Annotated in this window: 20 protein-coding genes; 6 read left to right on the top strand and 14 right to left on the bottom strand. The window is 66.5% G+C overall.

Going from position 1 to position 20,926, the window contains the following annotated elements; translation table 11 throughout:
* The first annotated feature begins 73 nt into the window (after positions 1 to 73).
* Positions 74 to 721, top strand: coding sequence for an OmpW/AlkL family protein (locus OU995_RS02080; RefSeq protein WP_267833689.1), 648 nt, complete (start codon positions 74 to 76; stop codon positions 719 to 721).
* A 336-nt stretch (positions 722 to 1,057) separates the two neighbouring features.
* Here OU995_RS02080 and pepQ read toward each other — a convergent pair whose 3' ends face one another.
* Positions 1,058 to 2,404, bottom strand: a complete 1,347-nt coding sequence (pepQ, locus tag OU995_RS02085; RefSeq protein ID WP_267833690.1) for a Xaa-Pro dipeptidase — start codon at positions 2,402 to 2,404, stop codon at positions 1,058 to 1,060.
* The gene (locus OU995_RS02090; RefSeq protein ID WP_267836146.1) at positions 2,401 to 2,964 is read right to left on the bottom strand and encodes a 5-formyltetrahydrofolate cyclo-ligase; all 564 of its coding nucleotides are present in this window, start codon (positions 2,962 to 2,964) and stop codon (positions 2,401 to 2,403) included. The genes pepQ and OU995_RS02090 overlap by 4 nt, the downstream gene beginning before the upstream one ends.
* Before the next feature lie 199 nt (positions 2,965 to 3,163).
* Here OU995_RS02090 and OU995_RS02095 point away from each other — a divergent pair, with 199 nt between their 5' ends.
* A complete protein-coding gene (locus tag OU995_RS02095; protein ID WP_267833691.1) occupies positions 3,164 to 3,625 on the top strand; it encodes a TfoX/Sxy family protein in 462 nt (153 codons plus the stop codon).
* Here OU995_RS02095 and OU995_RS02100 read toward each other — a convergent pair.
* Entirely contained in the window at positions 3,573 to 3,932 is a 360-nt protein-coding gene (locus OU995_RS02100) for a DUF2917 domain-containing protein (RefSeq protein WP_267833692.1), read from the bottom strand. The genes OU995_RS02095 and OU995_RS02100 overlap by 53 nt on opposite strands.
* A 127-nt stretch (positions 3,933 to 4,059) precedes the next feature.
* On the opposite strand from OU995_RS02100, the gene OU995_RS02105 reads away from it, so the two are divergent.
* Positions 4,060 to 5,055 (top strand): LysR family transcriptional regulator, encoded by a 996-nt coding sequence (locus OU995_RS02105; protein WP_267833693.1) that lies wholly within the window; start codon positions 4,060 to 4,062, stop codon positions 5,053 to 5,055.
* A gap of 80 nt (positions 5,056 to 5,135) precedes the next feature.
* On the opposite strand, the gene OU995_RS02110 is transcribed toward OU995_RS02105, so the two are convergent.
* On the bottom strand, positions 5,136 to 5,732 hold the full coding sequence (locus OU995_RS02110; RefSeq protein ID WP_267833694.1) for a 5-formyltetrahydrofolate cyclo-ligase: 597 nt from the start codon (positions 5,730 to 5,732) through the stop codon (positions 5,136 to 5,138).
* Positions 5,733 to 5,743: 11 nt separating this feature from the next.
* On the opposite strand from OU995_RS02110, the gene OU995_RS02115 reads away from it, so the two are divergent.
* Together OU995_RS02115 and OU995_RS02120 are read left to right on the top strand one after the other, a co-directional pair.
* Positions 5,744 to 7,807, top strand: coding sequence for a lytic transglycosylase domain-containing protein (locus OU995_RS02115; RefSeq protein WP_267833695.1), 2,064 nt, complete (start codon positions 5,744 to 5,746; stop codon positions 7,805 to 7,807).
* A 41-nt stretch (positions 7,808 to 7,848) separates the two neighbouring features.
* On the top strand, positions 7,849 to 8,562 hold the full coding sequence (locus OU995_RS02120; protein WP_267833696.1) for a glutathione S-transferase family protein: 714 nt from the start codon (positions 7,849 to 7,851) through the stop codon (positions 8,560 to 8,562).
* A 271-nt stretch (positions 8,563 to 8,833) separates the two neighbouring features.
* Here OU995_RS02120 and OU995_RS02125 read toward each other — a convergent pair whose 3' ends face one another.
* On the bottom strand, positions 8,834 to 9,142 hold the full coding sequence (locus tag OU995_RS02125; protein ID WP_267833697.1) for an LPXTG cell wall anchor domain-containing protein: 309 nt from the start codon (positions 9,140 to 9,142) through the stop codon (positions 8,834 to 8,836).
* 161 nt (positions 9,143 to 9,303) lie between these two features.
* Between OU995_RS02125 and OU995_RS02130 the strand changes: the two genes are divergently transcribed.
* On the top strand, positions 9,304 to 10,536 hold the full coding sequence (locus tag OU995_RS02130; RefSeq protein ID WP_267836147.1) for a multifunctional CCA addition/repair protein: 1,233 nt from the start codon (positions 9,304 to 9,306) through the stop codon (positions 10,534 to 10,536).
* A gap of 40 nt (positions 10,537 to 10,576) precedes the next feature.
* On the opposite strand, the gene OU995_RS02135 is transcribed toward OU995_RS02130, so the two are convergent.
* From OU995_RS02135 to OU995_RS02175, 9 genes are all read right to left on the bottom strand, one after another.
* Positions 10,577 to 11,662 carry a class I SAM-dependent methyltransferase gene (locus OU995_RS02135; protein WP_267836148.1) on the bottom strand — a complete coding sequence of 362 codons (1,086 nt, stop codon included), beginning with the start codon at positions 11,660 to 11,662 and terminating at the stop codon, positions 10,577 to 10,579.
* Between the two features lie 77 nt (positions 11,663 to 11,739).
* On the bottom strand, positions 11,740 to 13,944 hold the full coding sequence (locus tag OU995_RS02140) for a putative bifunctional diguanylate cyclase/phosphodiesterase (protein ID WP_267833698.1): 2,205 nt from the start codon (positions 13,942 to 13,944) through the stop codon (positions 11,740 to 11,742).
* Positions 13,945 to 14,979, bottom strand: a complete 1,035-nt coding sequence (locus OU995_RS02145) for a uracil-DNA glycosylase (RefSeq protein WP_267833699.1) — start codon at positions 14,977 to 14,979, stop codon at positions 13,945 to 13,947.
* Positions 14,976 to 15,473: a ribosomal protein S18-alanine N-acetyltransferase gene (gene rimI / locus OU995_RS02150; RefSeq protein ID WP_267833700.1), complete on the bottom strand. Its 498-nt coding sequence runs from the start codon at positions 15,471 to 15,473 to the stop codon at positions 14,976 to 14,978. The genes OU995_RS02145 and rimI overlap by 4 nt, the downstream gene beginning before the upstream one ends.
* Before the next feature lie 11 nt (positions 15,474 to 15,484).
* Complete coding sequence (gene tsaB / locus OU995_RS02155) at positions 15,485 to 16,288, bottom strand: tRNA (adenosine(37)-N6)-threonylcarbamoyltransferase complex dimerization subunit type 1 TsaB (protein WP_267833701.1); 804 nt, start codon at positions 16,286 to 16,288, stop codon at positions 15,485 to 15,487.
* Between the two features lie 49 nt (positions 16,289 to 16,337).
* Positions 16,338 to 17,036 (bottom strand): OmpW/AlkL family protein, encoded by a 699-nt coding sequence (locus OU995_RS02160; RefSeq protein ID WP_267833702.1) that lies wholly within the window; start codon positions 17,034 to 17,036, stop codon positions 16,338 to 16,340.
* 28 nt (positions 17,037 to 17,064) lie between these two features.
* The gene (locus OU995_RS02165) at positions 17,065 to 18,441 is read right to left on the bottom strand and encodes an alpha/beta hydrolase family protein (protein ID WP_267833704.1); all 1,377 of its coding nucleotides are present in this window, start codon (positions 18,439 to 18,441) and stop codon (positions 17,065 to 17,067) included.
* A 483-nt stretch (positions 18,442 to 18,924) separates the two neighbouring features.
* On the bottom strand, positions 18,925 to 19,863 hold the full coding sequence (locus OU995_RS02170) for an SGNH/GDSL hydrolase family protein (protein WP_267833705.1): 939 nt from the start codon (positions 19,861 to 19,863) through the stop codon (positions 18,925 to 18,927).
* The gene (locus tag OU995_RS02175) at positions 19,860 to 20,915 is read right to left on the bottom strand and encodes an L-threonylcarbamoyladenylate synthase (RefSeq protein WP_420714796.1); all 1,056 of its coding nucleotides are present in this window, start codon (positions 20,913 to 20,915) and stop codon (positions 19,860 to 19,862) included. The genes OU995_RS02170 and OU995_RS02175 overlap by 4 nt, the downstream gene beginning before the upstream one ends.
* Between the last annotated feature and the right edge of the window lie 11 nt (positions 20,916 to 20,926).

Below are 20,926 nucleotides of genomic sequence, written 5' to 3' on the forward strand. Positions count from 1 at the left end.
TGTGCGGCATCAAGGTTTCTACTGAGCGGCAGGCGTTCAATCCGTGGTGTTCGATACCACGGAGAAACCCTCAATGAACGTCCTTCGCTCTCGTACCGCTCGTGTGTCTTCTGGCCTGGTTGCCACCGCTGCAGCGGTCATGGGCCTGTGCGCACCTGTGATGGTCCAAGCCCAATCGGTGGAAAACCCCTGGCTGGTGCGTGTGCGCGCCCTGCACCTGGACTCCGCCAACAAGGACTCCACCGGGCTGGACCTCAGCATCAACAACAAGACCTTCCCGGAGTTCGACGTCAGCTACTTCTTCACGCCGAACTTCGCGGCTGAGCTGGTGCTGACCTATCCGCAGAAGCAAAAGCTGTATTCAGGCGGTACCCAAATCGGTTCGCTCAAGCATCTGCCGCCCACCCTGACGGCTCAATACCACTTCAACCCGGCGGGCCAGGTGCGTCCGTATGTGGGCGCCGGTGTGAACTACACCAACTTCTCCAGCGTGCACTTCAACAGCGATGTGCAGGCCGCGCTGGAGCCCAGCATCAAGAAGAACAGCTTCGGTCTGGCCGCTCAAGTGGGCGTGGACGTGATGCTGGACAAGCAGTGGTCGCTGAACTTCGACATCAAGAAGGTGCAGATCCGTACCAAGGTGTCGTCCGCTGGCACCGAAGTCGGCAAGTTCAAGGTGGACCCGCTGCTGATCGGCGTGGGCGTTGGCTACCGCTTCTAAGTTGAGCCCACGAAGCACTTGATGCTCGTCACGGGTGCGGCCGCTCTGGCTGGCCGCCCCGAATGCCCCCGGGGCCGAGGTGAGAACAAGCTCACCACAGCGGCCCGGGTGGCATGAACGGTTTCATGGCCGACGCACATTGGATATGGGGCACGCGGCGGCCATGGAAAAGGCGCCTCCTTGACGGGAGGCGCCTTTTTTTCTTGGCGCTCGGCATGCGCTTGGATGACGCCTGCAATGCCGCAGGACATTCGAGTCCGCTCTGGCCCTCCGCTCGGAGAGGCCCGTTCAGGCGCTCAGGCGCTCAGGCGCTCAGGCGTTCACGCATTCACGCATTCACGCCAGTTGGTCGAACGCGTCCCGGGTCAGGTTCTCCGGCGCACCGCTGGCCGTGCAGGCCACGTCGTCTTCGATACGCACCCCACCAAAAGCGCTCAGGTGGCGCACCAGCGACCAATCCACCGACGCCGCTGCGGGCGTGGCACGCAGTTGGTCCAGCAGCATGGGAATGAAGTAGAGACCCGGTTCGATGGTCACCACCATGCCGGGCTGCAGCACCCGCGTGAGACGCAGGTAGGGATGGCCCTCCGGCTTGGGCAGCGTGCAGCCCTCTTCATCCTTCATGAAGCCACCGATGTCATGCACCTGCAAGCCCAGCAGATGCCCAATGCCATGCGGCAGGAAGGTGCTGGTGACCCGTTGCGCCAGCATCTCCTCTTCAGTCATCTTCACGATGCCCAGTTGCCGCAGAACCTTGGCGCATTCGGCGTGGGCGGCCAGATGGATGTCGCGGTAGTCGGTACCGGCGCGCACTTGATCCACCAGGCGCAACTGAGACGCCTCCATGGCGTCCAGCAGGGCCTGGAAAGTGGGGTCACCATGGCCCGTGGTGCGGGTGATGTCCGAGGCATAACCGCAGCTGTGCGCACCGGCATCCACCAGCAGGGACAAGGACTGCGCCGGGGCCTTCACCTCTTGATATTGATAGTGCAACACCGCGCAATGCTCGTTGAGCGCCACGATGTTGCCGTAGGGCAGCTCCCGTTCGGCCAGGCCTACGGCAGTCAGGTAGGCGCGGTGCACGTCAGCTTCAGAGCCGCCGTCGCGGAAGGCGCGCTGCGACGCCAGATGCCCCTGGGCCCCCAGCACCGATGCTTCGCGCATGCGCAGCAGTTCATACGGGGTCTTCACCGCCCGCGCATAGTGCAGCGCATTCAGCACTGCCGGCGGGTTGTTGGGCACCAGCTCGCCCAGCGCGGCATCGGCCTCACCGACGATGGCCAGACGGCCCGGTACCTGAAGATGCGCAGCGGCATCGGCGGCCTTGCGCACGATCACCAGCTCAAAATGCTCCACCCAGAAACCGCTCGGCGCGGCCGGGGGCACATGCCAATAGTCCTCAGGCTGGCAATACACCAGCCGGGGCTTGTGACCCGGGCGGATCACCAGCCAGCTGTCCGGATGCTGCACCAGCGGCACCCACAGCTTGAAATGCGGATTGGGTTGGAAGACGTAGGGCCGGTCATCCAGGAAGGCGAACTTCTCGATGCCGGAAGCAATCACCAGCGCATCAAAGCCGCCGCGTTGCAGCGCATGTTCAGTACGCCGTTGCTGCTCGGCAAGATGGTCGGCATACAGCGCCGACAGGTCGGCCGCAGCGGAGGAAGGGGGGAGGGCAGTCATGCGCGGGGATTCTCCCAGACCAGACCCATTTCGGTCAGCATGGCGTCCAGCCGTACATCGTTCGGCAGTGCGGTCAGCGTGGGTTGGAAGCCGTGGCTGTAGCCCACCCCCACCACCAGCGGCTTGGGGCTAATGCGCGCGATGGTGCGTTTCATGAAGCCGCCCCCATAACCGAGGCGGATGCCACCGGGCCCATAGCCCAGGCAGGGCAGCAACAGGAGTTGCGGGTCGAAGGCTTCGGTGTCCTTGGGTTTGGTGATGCCGGTGCCGTCTTCTTCCATCGGGCAGCCGGGGTACCAGATGTGAAAACGCAGGCGGTTTTCATCACGGTCCACCACCGGAAGGCCAATGCGACGCTGGCCATCGACTTCGCTCCAGCGGTAGAGCGCCGGCATGGGGTCGAATTCCCCCTTGATCGGCCAATAGGCGGCAATGCGCGATTCTTTGCGGGCCACCAGCCACACGCGCAGCACGCGCTGCAGTTGTTCGGCCAGGGTGAGACGGCCCGGCAGGTCCAGGCGCTCCTGGATGAGCCGGTCGCGCAGCGCCCGCCGTTCCACCAGCGCTGCGGAGGCGGCCGAGGCGCCCTCGCTGGCGCTGCCGTCCTGGCGCGTACCTGGCGCGCCATGTGCCGACGCCTTGGAGGTGTCATCCGGCGTGTTGTCCTGAGAATCCATCCCGCTCCCGCTTTCTCGGGCCCCGTGGCCCTGGCCGCGTCGATTGTGGCCGCCCGGCGTGGGGCGCGCTAGAGTCGCCGTCATGGGAACGACTCCTCTGGACAACGGCTTTGTCGCGCACTGCATGGAACTGCTGGACATGCTGGGGCCGATGCGGGCCAAACGGATGTTTGGCGGGTATGGGCTGTATGCGGAGGACCTGTTTGTGGCCATCATCACGTCCGACCAGCTCTATCTGAAAACCGATGCGCAGACCCGCCCGCGTTTTGAAGCCGCCGGGTGCGCGCCGTTCCGGTATGAAAGACGCGCCAAGGATGGCAAGGTCACCGTGGCGGCGCTGGGATATTTCCAGCCGCCGGAGGAGGCGCTGGAATCAGCAGCGCTGATGGCGCCGTGGGCACGGTTGGCCATGGAGGCCGCATTGCGGGCTGCCAATGACCAGCAAACGCTGAAGGCGAGCGCACCCGCTCGCTCGCGCGCTACGGGCACTGTCAAGCCGTTGTCAGGCGCGGCAGCAAAGTCGCGAGCACGGAAGGCCGGCTGACCGCCCGACGCAGAAGGCGATTCGGGCACGCCTGCGGCGGCACCAGCAGCTGAAACCGCGCGGTGGGCCAGGCTTCAATCACCAGTTCTGCCCCGCTGGGCAGGTTCAGCGCATCCCCGGCCTCCAGCCAGTAGTCGTCCGACGGAAGCGACAGTTGGCCCCGCTGGGTCACCCAGATCCGCCCTTCCAGCACCCGCAGTTCGCGCTGACCGGGTCCGATGGGCAGACGCATGGCCTCGCCCTCCTGCAACTGCCAGGCGGCGTCCCGATGGGTGGGCTGGATTGATGACAAATTGGTGACCGACATGATGCTCTCCCCATTGCCTCGGCCACCCGACCGGGCAGCCCTGTTCCTCGAAGGCATGGGCGAATCCTAGGGTTGTCCCGGACACCGGTCCAATGAGACTTGCGGCGCACATTGATACCATTTACGCATGAATACCCCCCGACAGCGCCCATTGGGTATCGGCCCGCTTCGCGCGTTTGAAGCGGTCGCCCGCCGGCTGAGCTTCAGCGCGGCAGCGGAGGAGCTGTTCCTGACCCAATCCGCTGTCAGCCGTCAGATCCGCGCGCTGGAGGATGAACTGGGCATCAGCCTGTTCCATCGCGGCACCCGCCATGTGGCGCTGACCGCCGACGGTCAGTTGCTGCAAAGCACGGTGGCGCCATTGTTGGACCGCCTGGACGGCACGGTGCGCCAAATGCGCCAGGCGCGTGGCCGGCGGGTGGTGAATGTGACCACCTTTGCGTCCTTTGCGTCGCTGTGGCTGATTCCGAGGCTGGAGGCTTTCCAGCGCGACCATCCGGACATGGACATCCGCGTCTCCGCCCATGACCAGTTGGTGGATCTGGAAGACAGCGAAATCGACCTGGCCTTGCGCTACTGCCCGCCGCGCGGAGTCCCCCCCACGGCGCAGCGCATGTTCGGAGAGATGCTGACGCCGGTCGTCAGCCCGTGGATGGCGGGCCAGGCCGCTGCCGGACAAGTGCCGCCACTGAACACAGCAGCGGATTTGCGCCTGCACACCCTGGCGGAAGAAGACGACCAGCGGCCCAGTGGCCTGTTCCTGAGCTGGCGGCGGTGGCTGGCAGAACGCGGGCACCCGGATCTGCAGCCCCGGCGCTGGATGTACCTGAATTTCACCTACCAGCAGGTGCAGGCGGCGGTCTCTGGGCAGGCGGTAGCGCTGGCCCGGCTGCCGCTGGTGGCAGAGGCCCTGCAGCGGGGCGAGCTGGCGGAGCCCTTCGGCGCTGCCGGACGCATGGGCGCCCCAACGGTCTATTGGCTGATGCTGTCCCGCCAGGGCCGTGCCCGGCCGGAAGTGGTGGAATTTGCCCAGTGGATCCTGGCGCAGGCCGCAGGGACGCGGCGGGCGATTGGCGAGGCGGACCCTCCAACGGCGCAAGCCGTGCTGCAGCCCTTGGCATGAGCGCCCTCACCGCCCCGCCGAGGTCGACACCAACGTCGTCTCGGTCCCGGTGGTGGATCCACTCTCCGTCGAGGTCACCCTCAAGGCGCAATCACTTCCTTCTCGGTCAGCACAATCGTCATCGGCTGATCGTGCGGCTGCACTTCAAACGGCAGCTCCGTGCAGGCCCATGCCAGGCCAATGGTGGTCACGCCAGGATGCGCCTCAAGCCATCGGTCGAAATAACCGCCGCCATAGCCAAGCCGATACCCCTCACGGGTAAAACCGAGGCAGGGCACCAGCAGCACCTCCGGCACCAGCACCGGCCCGGTGGCGGTGGGAATGCCGCATTCGTCCTTGACGGTGGGGGTCTGTCCATCCCACCGATGAAAACGCATGTGCGCTGCCCCCCCGCTGTCCCCCCCTTTTCGGGCGAACGGGAGCGCCAGTTGCAGGGATGCGTCGAGTTTGTGGGCACGAGCCCAGTCCGCTGCGTTAAATTCTCCTTCCAGGGGCCAGTACAGCCCGAGGCTCAGAGGTTCGAGCTGGCGCAGCAGGTCAAGCAGCTGCTCACCCAGCCGGTCCTCCGCAAGGCGGGCTTCGGGGCTGGCCCACCAATCCCGGCGGCGCGCCCGCAAGGCGCGGCGCAGCTCGTTTCTCTCATGGGGCCAGGTGTTGTCCGTGGGGGAGGCATTCATCGCAGTACGGCATGAAGTTCGCTCGGATCACTGTAACCGCCCTGGCGCTTGGCGCCATCGGCTTGTCGCCTCTCAGCTCCACCGCGCAGGCGCCCTCGCCGTTTGCGGTGGTTCCCAATCCGCCCCCACCCAATGCCGACCTGGTGCTGGACGCCCGCGACGCCTGGCAAAAGCGCGACCGCGCCCGCCTGGCCGCCGACCGCCAGACCGCTCTGGACCAGCAACATCCCCTGGCCCCCTGGTTCGATTATTGGGACCTCAACAATCGGCTTTCCGAGGTCACCCAGGCGGAGGTCAGCGCCTTCTATGCCCGCTGGCCCGGCAGCTACGTGGAAGACCGGCTGCGCAATGACTGGCTGCTGGAGCTGGGCCATCGCCGTGACTGGGCCAACTTCCGGCGCGACCATGCCAGCTACAAGATGCAGGACGACCGTGAAGTGGTCTGTTATGCGCTGCTGGCCGACCCGGCCCTGGAACGCAGCAAGGAGCTGCGTGAACAGGCCCGCGCCGCCTGGCTGAACCAGCGCGACATGGATGAAGCTTGCCACCTCCTGGCCACCACGCTGCTGGAGGGTGGCAAGCTCAAGGAGACCGACGTCTGGCTGAAGATGCGCCAATCGGTGGAAGCCAACCGCCCGCGGGCCATCAAGCAGGTCAGCGGCTTGCTGACCAAGGCCGAAGGGCAGGCCCTGACCGAGCTGATGGACAAGCCGGCCCCCTACCTCAAGCGCAAGGCCGCCGCCAAGCCACGGGCGCAGGCCGAGCTGACCGCCCTGGCGCTGCTGCGCCTGGCCGTTCAGGACCCCTCCACCGCCGTGGACGACGTGCAGGCCTGGGCCCCTCGCCTGCCGACCGACCTGGCCGCCTGGGTCTGGGCCCAGTTGGGCCGCCAGGCCGCGCTGCGTCAGCAGGACGTGGCCAGCGACTATTTCGACCGTGCCCTGCGCCTGCAATCCCGCGCAGGGGGAGCGATGGAATGGAGCGACGACACCCTCAGCTGGATTGCCCGCTCCGCGCTGCGGGCCGATGGTGGCGCGGGACGGCCGGAACAGTTGCTGGAAGCCATCGCCTTGATGAAGCCGTCGGAGCAGCGAGACCCGGCCTGGGTCTACTGGAAAGCCAAGGCGCAGCAGACACTGGCCGCCAAGGGTCCTGCGGGCGATGTCCAGCGCAAGGAAGCGCTGGAGTCCCTGCGCGGCCTGGCCTCCCCGCTGAACTACTACGGCAAGCTGGCCGCCGACGAACTGAAGCTGCGACTGCCGCTGCCGCCGCAACCGGCGGAGCTGACGGCGCAGGAACGGGCCCAGGCGTTGGCCCTGCCCGGTGTCTCCCGCGCCCTGCAGTTGCTGGCGGTGGGCCTGCGCAGTGAGGGTCAGCGGGAGTGGAACTTCAGCATGCGCGGCCTCGGGGATCGCGAACTGCTGGCCGTGGCGCAGACCGCCTGCGAACGGGAGCTGTGGGAGCGCTGCATTTCCACCAGTGAACGCACCCGCCAGGAGATCGACCTCAACACCCGTTATCCCATGCCCTATCGGGCGGAGGTGTTCCGCACGGCGGCAGCGGCGGGGCTGGACCCCACCTATGTCTATGGACTGATCCGCCAGGAGTCGCGCTTCATGATGGATGCGCGCTCCCATGTGGGGGCCTCCGGTTTGATGCAGGTGATGCCGGCCACCGCCAAATGGACAGCGAAGAAGCTGGGCATGGATGTGAAGCCCGAGCTGCTGCACGACCGCGACGTGAACCTCCGCCTGGGCACCGGCTACCTGAAGCTGGTGCTGGACAGCTTCGACGGTTCGCAGGCCCTGGCTGCGGCGGCTTACAACGCGGGCCCCAACCGTCCGCGCCGCTGGCGGGAAGGCGCCACGCTGGACGCCGCCATCTGGACCGAGAACATCCCCATTTATGAAACCCGCGACTACGTGCGCAAGGTGCTGTCCAACGCCACGGTGTATGCCCAGCTGATGGGACGTGAAGGCGGCACGCAGCTGCGTGAACGCCTGGGGCGGGTGATCGGCCCGGCTGGCAGCAACACGGCGGCCGTGACGCAGGACCTGCCCGCCAACGGCAACTGACCCGCAAGCGCGCCCCATCGTCCCGGCAAAGGAAAACTTCCATGGCCCTGAAACTGCTGATCGGCAACAAGAACTACTCGTCCTGGTCGATGCGCCCCTGGGTGCTGATGAAGACCCTGGACATTCCGTTCGAGGAACAGGCCCTGCGTTTTGATTTCTCGCCAGGCTCGGCGTTTTATCAAGCGGTGCGCGCGGTGGCGCCGACCGGCAAGGTGCCGGTCCTGGTGGACAACGGCCTCGCGGTGTGGGACAGCCTGGCCATCGTGGAATACCTGGCCGAGCGGTTTGCCGAGCGTGGTGTCTGGCCGGTCGAGCAAGCCCTCCGTGCACGGGCACGCACCGTCTGCGCCGAGATGCACAGCGGCTTCAACGCCTTGCGTTCGCTCTGCCCGATGAACATCGATGCGGACCTGGCACCGGTAGGCCACGTGCTGCTCGAGCGGGAAGCCGGGTTGCGGTCGGACCTTGACCGGCTGGCGCAGCTCTGGACGGACGCATTGCAGTCCAGCGGCGGCCCCTTCCTGTTTGGAGGCTTCAGCGCAGCGGATGCCTTTTTTGCACCAGTGGTGATGCGAGTGACGCGTTACGGTTTGTCACTACCGGCCGGGGCGCAGGCCTACGTCAAGCGGCTGGAAGCGGTGCCGGCGGTCCAAGCCTGGACGGCGGCAGCAGTGGCCGAGAAGGACTTTTTGGACTTCGAAGAGCCCTATCGCGACGTCTCAGGGCCGGTGCCGGTCATCAAAACGGCGTTCTGATCGGTGGAAGGGCGGCGCGGGGGAGGACGTTGGGGCAGTGTCCCCGGAGCACCGCCCGGGCCAACGACACGGCAAAGCTGCATTGATTTAACGCTTGCTCAGCCCGACATCCGCCGCTTTCCAGCGCAGGCAGCCGGCTATGTTCGCTACCGCACAAATCAAGGAGACGTCCAAGCGCGGCGCGCCCCGAGGGGGGCTCGGGTCGACCCGGGTCGGCCCCAGGTTTGAAACAGACCGGCGCCAGAGGCTGGCACCCGTCCGGCCGGATGGCTTATTCCTCGCGGCGGCGGCGGACGAGGAAGCCCATGGCCAGCAGGCCACCCAGCATCAACGCTTGTGTCTGCGACTCATTGGTGAAGGACGGCAGCAAGGAATCGACGCCTTCCTGTTCATTCACGTCCGGCAACTGAACCGGCTCTGACTGGCTACGCTGACTGAAACTGGTGTCGGCCACCACAGGCTCTGCGGCGAGCTGTGGCGCGGCGCGCCCTACCGATGTCAATGGCGTTTGGACCTGCTGTTCTCGGGCTTGGGCTGTGAGACTTAACAAGACCAATCCGAGAGCGACTACTGCTTTCATTCATACACTCCCTACTGCTTGTCGCCTGCCTGGCTCGGTGTCTCTCTCGGCCCTTTGGCCCGCTGAAGCGGGCACTCATCTGCAGGTGACATGGGTGAATATACCTACGTAGCCTAAATTAACTACCCCCACTGTTGGGGATGCTGCACCGCAACATGAGTATGCAAATGTATCTAGTCGGGGGCGCCGTCCGGGATGCGCTGCTGGGTTTGCCGGTCCAGGATCGAGACTGGGTGGCCGTCGGCGCCGACCCGCAGTCCTTGCTGGACGCCGGCTATCTGGCGGTGGGCAAGGACTTTCCGGTGTTCCTGCACCCGCAAACCCATGAAGAGGTGGCCCTGGCCCGGACCGAGCGTAAGACCGCGTCCGGCTATCACGGATTCCAGGTGTATGCGGCGCCGGATGTGACGCTGGAACAGGATCTGGCCCGAAGGGACCTCACCATCAATGCGATGGCCCGGGCGGACGACGGCACCTTGGTAGACCCCTACGGCGGGCAGCGGGATCTGCAGGCCCGGGTGCTGCGGCATGTGTCCGAGGCGTTTGTGGAAGATCCGGTGCGCATCCTGCGGCTGGCCCGATTCGCCGCCCGCTTCAGCGATTTCAGCGTGGCGCCGGACACGATGGCGCTGATGCGCGAGATGGTGAGCAACGGGGAGGTGGATGCGCTGGTGCCGGAACGTGTATGGCAGGAGGTGGCCCGGGGACTGATGGAAAACCGGCCGTCGCGCATGATCGAAGTACTGAGGGACTGCGGCGCACTGGCGCGGCTGGCGCCCGCTGCGGACCGCCTCTTTGGTGTGCCCCAACCGCCGGCCCATCATCCCGAGGTGGATACCGGCGTGCATCTGCTGCTGGTGCTGGACCAATGCGCCCGGATGCAAGCGCCACTGCAGGTGCGTTTTGCCGCGTTCTGCCATGACCTGGGCAAGGGCGAGACGGACGAGGCGCAATGGCCGCGCCACATCGGGCATGAGGGGCGCAGCGTGCCCCTGGCAGAACAGCTGTCGGGCCACTGGCGCGTGCCGACCGAGTGCCGCGAACTGGCGGTGCTGGTGGCGCGTGAGCACACGCATGTACACGGCAGCCTGAACTTCACCGCCGAAGCCCGTATGCGCCTGCTGGAGCGCTGCGATGCGCTGCGCCGGCCGGAGCGTTTTGCCCAGTTGCTGCTGGCCTGCGAATGCGATGCGCGCGGGCGCACCGGGCTGGAGAACCGGGACTATCCGCAGCGGCCCCGGCTCATGCAGGCCCTGGCGGCCGTGCAGTCGGTGGATACGGCGGCGATCTCGGCGGCAGCGCTGGCGGCGGGCCGCAAGGGCCCCGCCATCGGACAGGACATCCATCTGGCGCGGCTGAATGCGCTGCGGGCGATGGACGAGTCGCCGGCCTGAGCGGCCGCCGCCTCTCGCAGCGGCGGGGCCGGCTCGCCGATCACAGCATGTAGGAGCGGTCCCCGGTGCTGAAGCCGATGGCGTCGAACTCTTCCCCCGGCACAAAGCCGATGACCTTGAAGAGTTCGCCCATTTCATGCTCGGCCATCAACCGGTGAGCCATGGCGCGCTCGCCCAGATCGGCCGTCTCCATCAGGTCCACCAGCCCGCAGTTGATGAGGAAGTGCGCCTGGCTGGTGTAGCCCAGCACGGTCAGGCCCGCGTCCTGCCCGGCCAGGGCGATGCCGGTGAAGTTGACATGGGCGGTGATGTCCTTTTGTCCCGGCAGGGCCAGTGGGTCCGGATCCGCCCGGTGCAGGTGGTGGCACATCAGGGTGCCGCCGGTGCGCTGCGGGTGGTAGTACTCCGACTCCGGGAACCCGTAATCAATGAAGAAGGCCGCGCCACGCTTGAGATGATCGGCCAGCGTCCGCACAAACGCTTCCGCCTGCACATGCACTTCGGTGACCGTGCCCGGCACGAAGCTCACGTCGGCTTGCGCAGGCGTGGGCGGCCGCGCAGCGGTTGGACGGTCCGAGAAACTCAACATGCCCCGCGCATCCATCTCCACGCCCCGCTCGCGCCAGTGGGCGCCGGTCCAGTGCAGCAGTTGCACCGGCATCGCATCCAGCAGTTCGTTGGCCACCAACACCCCATGGATCTCATCCGGCCAGCGGTCCAGCCATTCCACCCGGGGGGCGAACCGCTGCAGGCGCTGCGCCTGACGCTCACGCAGGGTGCCCGACAGGTCCACGATCTGATAACGCGCCACCGGCGTGCCCAGCACCTCCAGGGCGTCGATCAACTGCTCGGCCAGTGCGCCACTGCCGGCCCCGAATTCGATGACCGTGTCGGTACCGCTGACCCGCAGCGCCTGCGACACCTGGCGGGCCAGTGCCCGCCCGAACAGCGGTGAGAGTTCCGGCGCGGTGACAAAGTCGGAGCCTTGCTGCGGCATGGTGCCGAACTTGCGCAGGCTGTTGGCGTAATACCCCAGGCCCGGCGCATACAGCACCAGGCTCATGTAGCGGTCAAACGGCAGCCAGCCACCGGCATCGTTCATGGCACGGCGCAGCAGCGTGTGCATGGCGTCGTCACTCGCGGGCGCAAGCGTCGGAGCGTCGGCAGTCGGAAGGGAAGTGCCAGCGGCAGAGGAAGAGGCAGTCATGAGTCGATCCTGGGCAGCGTCGGCCGGCCACGCCGTGCCAGCCACGCTTCAAATGCTTCCGCCGGCATGGCGGTGGCGATGACCTCGCCCTGCAATTCGTCGCAGCCCCACTCGGCCAGCAGATGCCATTGCCGGGCATTGCGCACGCCCTCGGCGCCCACCCGCATGCCCAGGCCCTTGGCCATTTGCACCACCGCGCGGGTAATGGCCGCTGCGGGTCCGTCGTCGGGCAGGCCCGCCACAAAGCTCTGGTCGATCTTGAGCTTGTCCAGGGGCAGCCGGGTGAGCTGGTTGAGGGCGGTGTAGCCTGTGCCGAAATCGTCAATGGAAATGGCCAAACCCAGCGCTCGCAGCGCCTGCAGGAGTTCCGGCAGACGTTCGATTTCTTCGGTGAGCATGCGCTCGGTCAGTTCCAGTTCCAGCCATTCCCCCGGCACCCCGGCGGACTTCAGCACCTGGCTGACGGATTTCGCAAAGCTGTCCAGACGGAACTGCATGCTGGAGAGGTTGACGGCAATGGGCACGGCCGCCACGCCACTTTCATGCCAGACGCGGCTTTGTCGAGCCGCCTCGGCCATGACCCATTCACCCAGCGGCAGCATCAACCGGTGGCGTTCGGCCACCAGGATGAAGGCATCCGGGGTCAGCAGCCCACGCGTCGGATGGCGCCAGCGCAGCAGCGCCTCGGCGCCCACCAGTTGCCCGGTCTGCGCGTCCACCTGCGGCTGGTAGAACAGCACAAATTCATCGGCGGTGAGGGCCTGCGCCAACTCCCCTTCCAGCACCAGATCGGCATAGGCCGTGGCCGCCATCACGGGTTCGAAGAACCGGTAGGTGGCGCGGCCAGCGGACTTGGCCAGGTACATCGCCGTATCCGCATGCTGCAGCAGATCTTCGGGCGTGTCGCCATGGTCGGGGTACAGCGCCACGCCGATGGACGGCGTCACCGACAGGTCGCGCCCATCGGCCCGCACGGGCACTTCCACGACGCTCAGCAGCGCCTTGAGCACCACCTGCACATCCTTGCGGGAATGCACCTGTTCCAGCAGGACCACAAACTCATCCCCGCCAAAACGCGCCACCAGGTCGCCCGCGCGCAGGCCGGCCCGCAGGCGGTCGGCCACGGTGCGCAGCACCTGGTCCCCTTCCAGATGGCCCAGCGAATCATTCACGCGCTTGAAGTTGTCCAGGTCAATGAACAACAGCGCCGCGCCTTCGCCACCGCGGGCGAGGCACTCACGCAGCCGCTCCATGAAGGTGTTGCGGTTGAGCAGGCCGGTCAGCGAGTCGTGATGCGCCAGATGCTGGATGCGGGCAGTGGCTTCGCGCTGGGCCCGGATGTCCCGCACCACCACCATGCGCCGATGTTCCCCTTGGCTCCAGAAGCTGCGAACAATGAACTCCACCGGCAGCCGGTGGCACTGCGCATCGATGACTGCCGTTTCATAGTGCGTCTCGACGCCGGCTTCCATCACCGCCCGCACCACCTCCACCTGGTCCGGCGCCACCAGCGCCAGGGCCTGTCGGCCGATGAGCGATGTCAGGGGCATGCCGAGCAGCTCGCACAGGGCCGGGTTGGCATCGGTGATCACGCCATCGCGGTGGAAGACGATGCCCTCCATCGAGGCCTGCATGAACTTGGCCATGCGCTCTTCCGACTCCCGCACCGCCTGCTCGGCTTCGCGGAAGCGGGTGATGTCGCTGATGAGCACAAACGCGGACTGCACCTCGCCATCGTCGGGCGAGAGATGCGGGATGAGGTTCACCTCCACCCAGCGCACTTCGCCGTCGTGGCGCTGCAGGCGACGCTCGTAGTTGACACTGACCCGCTCGTCCAGCACGCGGCGGACCTGCGGCTGGATTTCGCGGGCGGCCTCTTCCCCGATCACCTGGCTGACGGTCAGGCCAATGATGGCCGCCTCGTCCAGGCCGAAGGCGGAGGCATATTGGCGATTGGCAAACAGGCAGGTGAGATGGTGCGCGTCAAAGACGGCAATCAGCACCGGCACGTTGTCCGCCAGCAGCCGGAACTGCGCGGCCGGGTCCTGCGCCGACAAGGCGGATGTTGTCGATAAAGCCGATGCAGCCGATTCAGCCGATGGGGCCGACGGCGCTGATGAAGCCGATGTTGCGGAAACCGCCGATGGGGTCGTGAGCCCCGACGTCGGCGTGCGCAGCGAAGGCGGGACCGGCTTGTTCATTCAGTCCGCCGATGGTGTTGTCGGGTCCAGGGTCTGACGCGCCAGGCACAGGTCTTCCCACGCGCGGGCCTTGTCCGGCAGGTTGCGCAGCAGGTAGGCCGGGTGATAGGTGACGACCAGCGGCACCCCCTGGTAACGATGCACACGGCCACGCAGGCGACCAATCGCCTCCTGGCTTTGCAACAACTGCTGCACCGCAAAGCGGCCCATGGCCAGGATGATGCGCGGCTGGATCAGCTCGATCTGGCGCTGCAGGAAGGGTTCGCACTGCGCCAGTTCGGCTGGGTCCGGATTGCGGTTGCGCGGCGGGCGGCACTTGAGGGTGTTGGCAATATAGACCTGCTGCTCTGGTGGACCTTCGCCCCGGCTGAGGCCAAGCGCCCGCAGCATGTTGTCCAGCAGCTTGCCGGCATTGCCGACAAAAGGCTCGCCCTGCAGGTCTTCCTGTTCGCCGGGCGCTTCGCCCACGATCATCCAGTGCGCCTGCGGATGGCCGACGCCAAAGACAGTGTTCTTGCGCGACTCGCACAAGCCGCAGGCCCGACAGTCCGACACGGCGCTGCGCAGGCCGTCCCAGTCCAGCTGGGCGATGGCTTCGCGTGTCAGGCCGTTGCGTTGGTGAATGCCGACTTCGGTTTCAGCCGTGGGGGTGGTTGCCCCTGGCAGTGCTCGTGAGAGGACGTCCGCCACGCGCTGCGGGGCTGGTGGATCCACGCGGTCGGCACGGGGGCGCGCAGCCCCGGCACCTTCACCGGCACTCACGTCCACAGCGCCCGGACCGCGCCCCGCCTTGGATGGGGCGTCTTCCACGGTGGCCGCACGCAACGGGGCCACCGGCGCCCGTGGCCGCTCGGCCACCGCGGTCTGCCCGCCCTGCGAGGCGTGCGCCAAGTCCTCAGCGTGGCTCGCGGCCCCGGCACGTGCCTGCACCGGCGCCGGTTCCTCACGGCCCACCGACGGCGGCAGCCAGATCTTCAGGCCCATGGCCTCCAGCATCAGGCGCTGACGCTCACTCCATCGATCATTCCAACTCATGCGGCGGCTCCTGTCAGTCGAAGCGTCATGAGAATGGCGTCCTCGCGGCCTTCGGCGCAGGGGTAGTAGCCACGACGCAGCCCACTCTGCACAAAGCCATATCGTTCATACAGCCGGCGTGCGCGCTCATTGCTGATGCGCACCTCCAGCCAGATCTGCTCGCACTCCCGGGCCCTGGCCAGCACCGACAAGGCGTCCAGCATGCGGCGGGCCAGCCCCAGCCCCTGCAGGTCGGGTGCGACGGTGATGTTGAGCAGATGCATTTCATCCACCACCTGCATGGCCAGGAAGTAGCCGCACAGCCGGGCTTGCGCATCTCGCAGCACAAAGCCCACATACCCGGCGGACAAGGAGTCGATGAAGTTGCCACGGGTCCACGGATGGCTATAGGCCACGTTCTCAATGGCCATCACCTCGTCCAGGTCCATGGTGCGCAGCGGCTGCAGCGCCTGCAGCAGCGGCGGGAGGAGGACGTCCTTGGGTTGTGCGCTCATGCCAACGCTCCTCAGGCGCTCGCCGGGCCGGGTGCGGCCGTGGCTGTGGCTGTGGCTGTGGCAGTGGCCGTGGCCGTGGCCGGCACGGTAGCGGCTGCCGCTGCGGTTGCGGCCTTGATGGCCTCACGCTCCGCCGTGGTCTGGGCGACCTTGTCCCGCACGTACAACGGCAATGCCAGAGCCGGGTCCTGCGCCAGCCCCTGGGCCCAGGCCTGCAGCGCCAGGGACCCCAGCGCCTGGGCGCGGGACTGGGTGTGTTCGATGCGCAGGGCGGTGCCGCTGTCCAGGCCCAGGGCCCGTAGCGCGGTACCGGCCACGGCATGGGCGGGATGATCGGCCCAGAGGGCTTGCAGCGGGGCCGGGTCCACCAGCATGGGAGCGTCCAGCACCGCCCAGGCCTGCCCCGACCAGCGGTAGCGCCCGGCGTAGATCTGGCCCATGCGGGCATCCATCGCCACCCAGATGTCCAAGGGCTGCATGGACAGTCCCGCCAGCCCTTGCAGCCGGGCGTCTTCCGCCACCAGCATCAGGCTGTCCAGCGCCAGCACGGGTTTGTTGGCCCCGAAGGCCAGGCCCTGGGCGACCGAACAGGCGGTGCGCAGGCCGGTGAAGGCGCCCGGCCCCTGCCCGAAGCCAATGGCCGCCAGGGCGCTCAGGCCCAGCCCAGCCTCACGCAGCAGCCGCAGGGCCTCCGGCACCATGTGCTGGGAGGCCTGTGCGCCGCCATCGGCATCCACAAAAGCAGAATGGCCCTGACCCACGAGGGCCAGAGCCATGTGTTCGGTGGAGCTATCCAGGGCCAGTAACACGCTCATGCAGCAAGTGTAGTGGCCCCGGCAGGCCCGGGAAGGGCCTCCCCCTCGTTTAGAAGGAGTAGCCGAGGGACAGCGAATACACCATCGGGCGGAAATTGATGCGCGTCCGCAGCGTTTCCTCGCCGTCATTGGTGGTGGTCACCGAACGCATGTTGCTCTTCACATCCGCATAGGCGGCCGTGCCGACCAGCGACCAGTGCTCGTTGTAGCGCACGGCGAAGCCCACGTGGGCGGCAGCGCCCCAGGAGTTGGTCAGGTAGATCTTGGTGGGGCCGCCCGAGACCGCATTGCCGGTGGCCGTGCTGCGGGTCTTCTCGAAGTAGGTGTAGTTCACACCCAGGCCCACAAACGGATAGAGCTTGGGCAGCAGCGGACCGAAGTGGTAGTTCACGAATGCCGTCGGCGGCATCTGCCGGACCACGGCGATCTGACCCACGTTCTGCAGCACGCCGGAGCCATAGACCTTGTGCGAGGGCGGAATGCCCAGCACCAGTTCACCGCTCCAGTTCTCGGCAAAGCGATAGACCAGGCCAAAACCGGTCGTTGTCTGGTCACCCACACGGATCTTTGCACCCGGATCCGGGAACGACTTGGAACCGCCGGACAGGGCCGGGGCCTTGCTGTTCACGTCGATGTGGGCCAGGCCCAGGTAGACGGTGGTGGTGCCAACCGCCGTCTCTTGTGCGCTGGCCAGGCCACTCAAGGCCAGCAGTGCGGCGCCAGCGAGGATCGAAATGTTCTTTTTCATGGTGTGTGTCTCCGAATCTGTTCAACCATCAACCGCCGGCTGCCAGCACGCGCTGGAAGTAGCTGCGCACGACGGCGTTGCAGAACGGAGGTACCAGGGTGCCGTGGTAGGCGGACTGGACCGCGGTCGCGCCGGCCGTGCCACCGCCAGCGGCCGTGCTGGTGGACGCCTTGGCCTGGGCAAAGCCACCATAAACGGTGGCGCCGACGCTGGTGGCGTCTTCCAGGTTGTAAGCCGTCACGGCCGTGCCCAGGGCAGCCTTGGCCGCAGGGGTGTTGACCGTGTAGAACACCGTCGGGTCATTGGCGCCACCGCACAGGGCCACCGGATGCTTGGGCACCCAGTTCAGCAGCGTGTTGGTCTCCAGGGCCTTGCGGAAGTTGGAGGTGGCGTAACCGCTGCGGAAGCTGTCGGTCAGCAGGCCGCCCGTGCCAAACAGCTTGGTGAAGGTGGTGTCGGCCGGCAGCTTGCCGGCCGCCATCAGGTCCGCCAGCGACGTGTCGGTCGGGAACAGCGTCTCGGCCGTGGCCGCGTAAGGCGACTGGTAGACGTCGGTCGTGGCCGAGTAGATGTTGCCGTAGGCCTTCTGATAGCTGGTCAGCATCAAGGGCAGGAACAGCGTGGCGCCCGCATTGACCTGGCCCGACGGCGACACAATGATGTCGCCGAAGCCCACCAGGTTGTAGGGGCCGGACATCGGACCGGAGGCCGACACGGTGAATTCGCTGGCGTAATCGCGCTCGATCACCTTGTGCGTGGCCATGGCCACATGGCCGCCTTGCGAGTACCCCGCGATCAGCAGCTTGCTGGACGGCTGGGTGGTGGTGCCGGCGGAGGCCAGGTAGCTCTTGGCGGCGCGCAGGCCGTCGATCATGTCGACCGCCGATGCCTCGGCATTCAGGTAGGGCGTGTAGTTCAGGCCCGAGCGGTCATAACCGAGGTAGTTGGGGGCCACCACGATGAAGCCCTGGGCGGCGTAGAACGCCATCACCAGCGAGGCTTCGGTATTGGTGGTCACCTGAGCCATGTTGAAGCTCTTGGTGGTGGTGGTGCCGTGGGCGTACAGCACCACCGGACGGCTGCCGGTGCAGCTGGCGTCGGTGCCGCTGGGCAGCAGCACGGCGGTGGAAGCCGTGGCCGGGTTGCCACCGGGGTCGCGGGTCATGTAGTAGACGTAGTGCACGTCCACGCCGCACTTGGCCGTGCCGGTCAGGCTCTGGATGTTCTTGGACGAGGTGCCCGCATCGATCTGCGCCGTCGTGGCGGAACCACCGAGCTGGCCCAGCACCACAGTGCCACGTGCCACGGGTGCGTCATCGGAGGCGGGGCTGCTGCCACCGCCGCAGGCGGTCAACAGCACCGAGGCGGCCAAAGCCAGGCCAGCCAATGGGAAATGGCGATTCATTCAGACTTCTCCAGGGTTGTCTCCGTCGGTTGTGCTCCCGGAGAGGAGTTGGGGGCACTAAATCGAACGGTCGTTCGTTTTTCTCAGCGGTCACTATAAGCTCAGGGGTCAAGACGTACTTAAACGTAAAAACCCTGACATGTCGCAGCATGCCAGGGTCCAGCGCACACAAATACAAACTCGCGGCGTGCCAGCAACACTCTGAAGATCGATGTGCGGTTGAGACTGAAGAAATAGAGCGAATTCGCCGTGTTGGTGCAGAGACAGGGGGGGGGGGCAGACGTTGCGTCCATCGGACACACAATGAACGCCACGACATCCCCAGGGTGTCCGTCGGCGTGTCAGAAATGACAAAAGGGACAGGCATTGCCTGTCCCTTTTGTTTGGGGATGAATCCTGCGGTGCGTCAGCGGCTCGGCAGGGTGGGCACCCGTGTCGGTGCCGCCGTCTCAACGGCGGTTAGATCGGGTGTCAGAGCAGGTGTCAGAACGGGTTGTTGCTGGCCCGGGTCTGTGCCAGGGAAGCAATACGCGCCTGCACCGACGGTCCGAGCAGCGTCTCGCTGGCCCACATGTAGCTCGACGACGTGGCCGCGCTCACCAGCGTTTTGTCCGTGCACAGCGGCGGCTGGTAGGCGTCCAGGCAGGCCGCATCGGTGGAGTTGGACAGGCTGTAGTAGCTCGGATATTTAGCGGCGTTCTGGATCAGTTCATCGGTCAGGATCAGGCCGATCTTGTGGCCGTCATTGATGATGTTCAGGCGCAGGCCGAGGTTGAACCGGGTGGACAGCTCGGTCAGCAGCTTGGCGCGGTCGGTGTCCGCATGCGAAGCCCGCTCGGTCACCGCAAACGGGGTGACGCCCATGTCCGGCACGGTCGAGACAATCACCTTGCCGCCGGCATTGGCAATTGTGTTGATGGTGTCCGCCAGGGCCTTGCCCCGAGCTTCCGCCTCGTCCCCCAGGATTTCCTCGCTCTGGGCACCGTACGAGGCATACAGCTCCAGGATGTCATTCGCGCCGGCCAGCACGGTGACCAGGTCCTTGCCGTTGAAGCCGTCCAGGGCGAACTGCTGGTTCATCTGGGTGGCCACATCCGCCACCTTGGCGCCCGACGTGGCGTACATCACCGCCGTGGTGGCCGCCAGGTTGGAGGTGTTGCACTGTTGAAAGACCAGGCCGTAGTAGGACGCCAGGGTCTGCACCCAGATCGGGTTGGAACTGCAGGCAATGGCGCCGGTGGTGGTGTCGGTCGCGTTGATGGTGTACTTGCTGCCATCCGACCGCAGGGCGCTGCTTTCGTCACCAAAGGCGAGCAGACGCGTCGGCTTGAAAGGATCAATCTGCGAGCTGCCGCCGCCACAGGCGGACAGCAATGCGGTCGCCCCCAGCAGGATGGCCAGGTGGCGCTTCAAACTCTTCATGAATTCTCCAAATCGTCAAACTCCGGCGCCGCAAATGCCGCCGCCGCACGGGACAAGCGGTCCCGAATACCGTCCCAGGCCGCCTCGACCGGCGGCGCCTCAACCCAGATCTGCGCCGCACCGGCCGCATCCAGTTCACGCAGCACCGCAAACAATTCGCGGGCCACGGCCTTGGCCTGTGCAGGCATGTGGCGATACAGCACACCACTCAGCCCGGCCGGCAAGTCAGTGCGGGAATATACCGCCAGCCCAGCAGGTGTCGGAGCAGCCAGCGCCTGCTGCAAGGCTTCGGAACTCAAAAGCCGGACCCTTGCGCGTGGCGCGTAATGCGCCGCCAGCGTGCCGGAGGCCTTGGGGGCGTGCCGGTCCGACGCGCGCAGGGGCTCGCCAGCGGCTGCTTCCAATTGCGCCGGGGTCAGCACACCCGGGCGCAGCAGCACTGGATGGCCCCGGCTGCAATCCACGATGCTGGATTCAATCCCGACCTCACAGGGGCCGCCATCCAGCACCAGCAGGCCGGGGCCGAATTCCTCGGCCACATGGGCGGCCAGCGTGGGGCTGACACGGCCGAAACGGTTGGCACTGGGGGCGGCAAGGCCTTGCACCCCGAGTTCGCGGCAGGCCGCCATCAGGGCGCGGGCGACCGGGTGCGAGGGGCTGCGCAGGCCGACGGTGGGTTGGCCGCCGGCGGCGGCCTGGGCCACCCCGTCGCGCCGCGTCACGATGAGCGTCAGCGGGCCCGGCCAGAAGGCTTCGATCAGCCGGTGCGCCACGGGCGGCAGGTCGTCCGCGAAGACACGAGCGCCCTGCTCGTCCAGCACATGCACAATCAGCGGGTGGTCGCTGGGGCGGCCCTTGGCGGCAAAGATGCCGGCCACGGCTTCGTCCTGATCGGCCCGGGCGGCCAGGCCATAGACGGTTTCGGTGGGCAGGCCCACCAGGTGGCCATCCGCCAGCGCACGGGCCGCCAGCGCGATGGCCTCGGCCGAATTGCCGTCCTTCACCGCAGTGCCGTTCACCGAGATCCCATCCACACGCATCCCCACGCTCATGTCCTGCGGCT

This window comes from Roseateles sp. SL47 (assembly GCF_026625885.1).
Taxonomy (GTDB): domain Bacteria; phylum Pseudomonadota; class Gammaproteobacteria; order Burkholderiales; family Burkholderiaceae_C; genus Roseateles.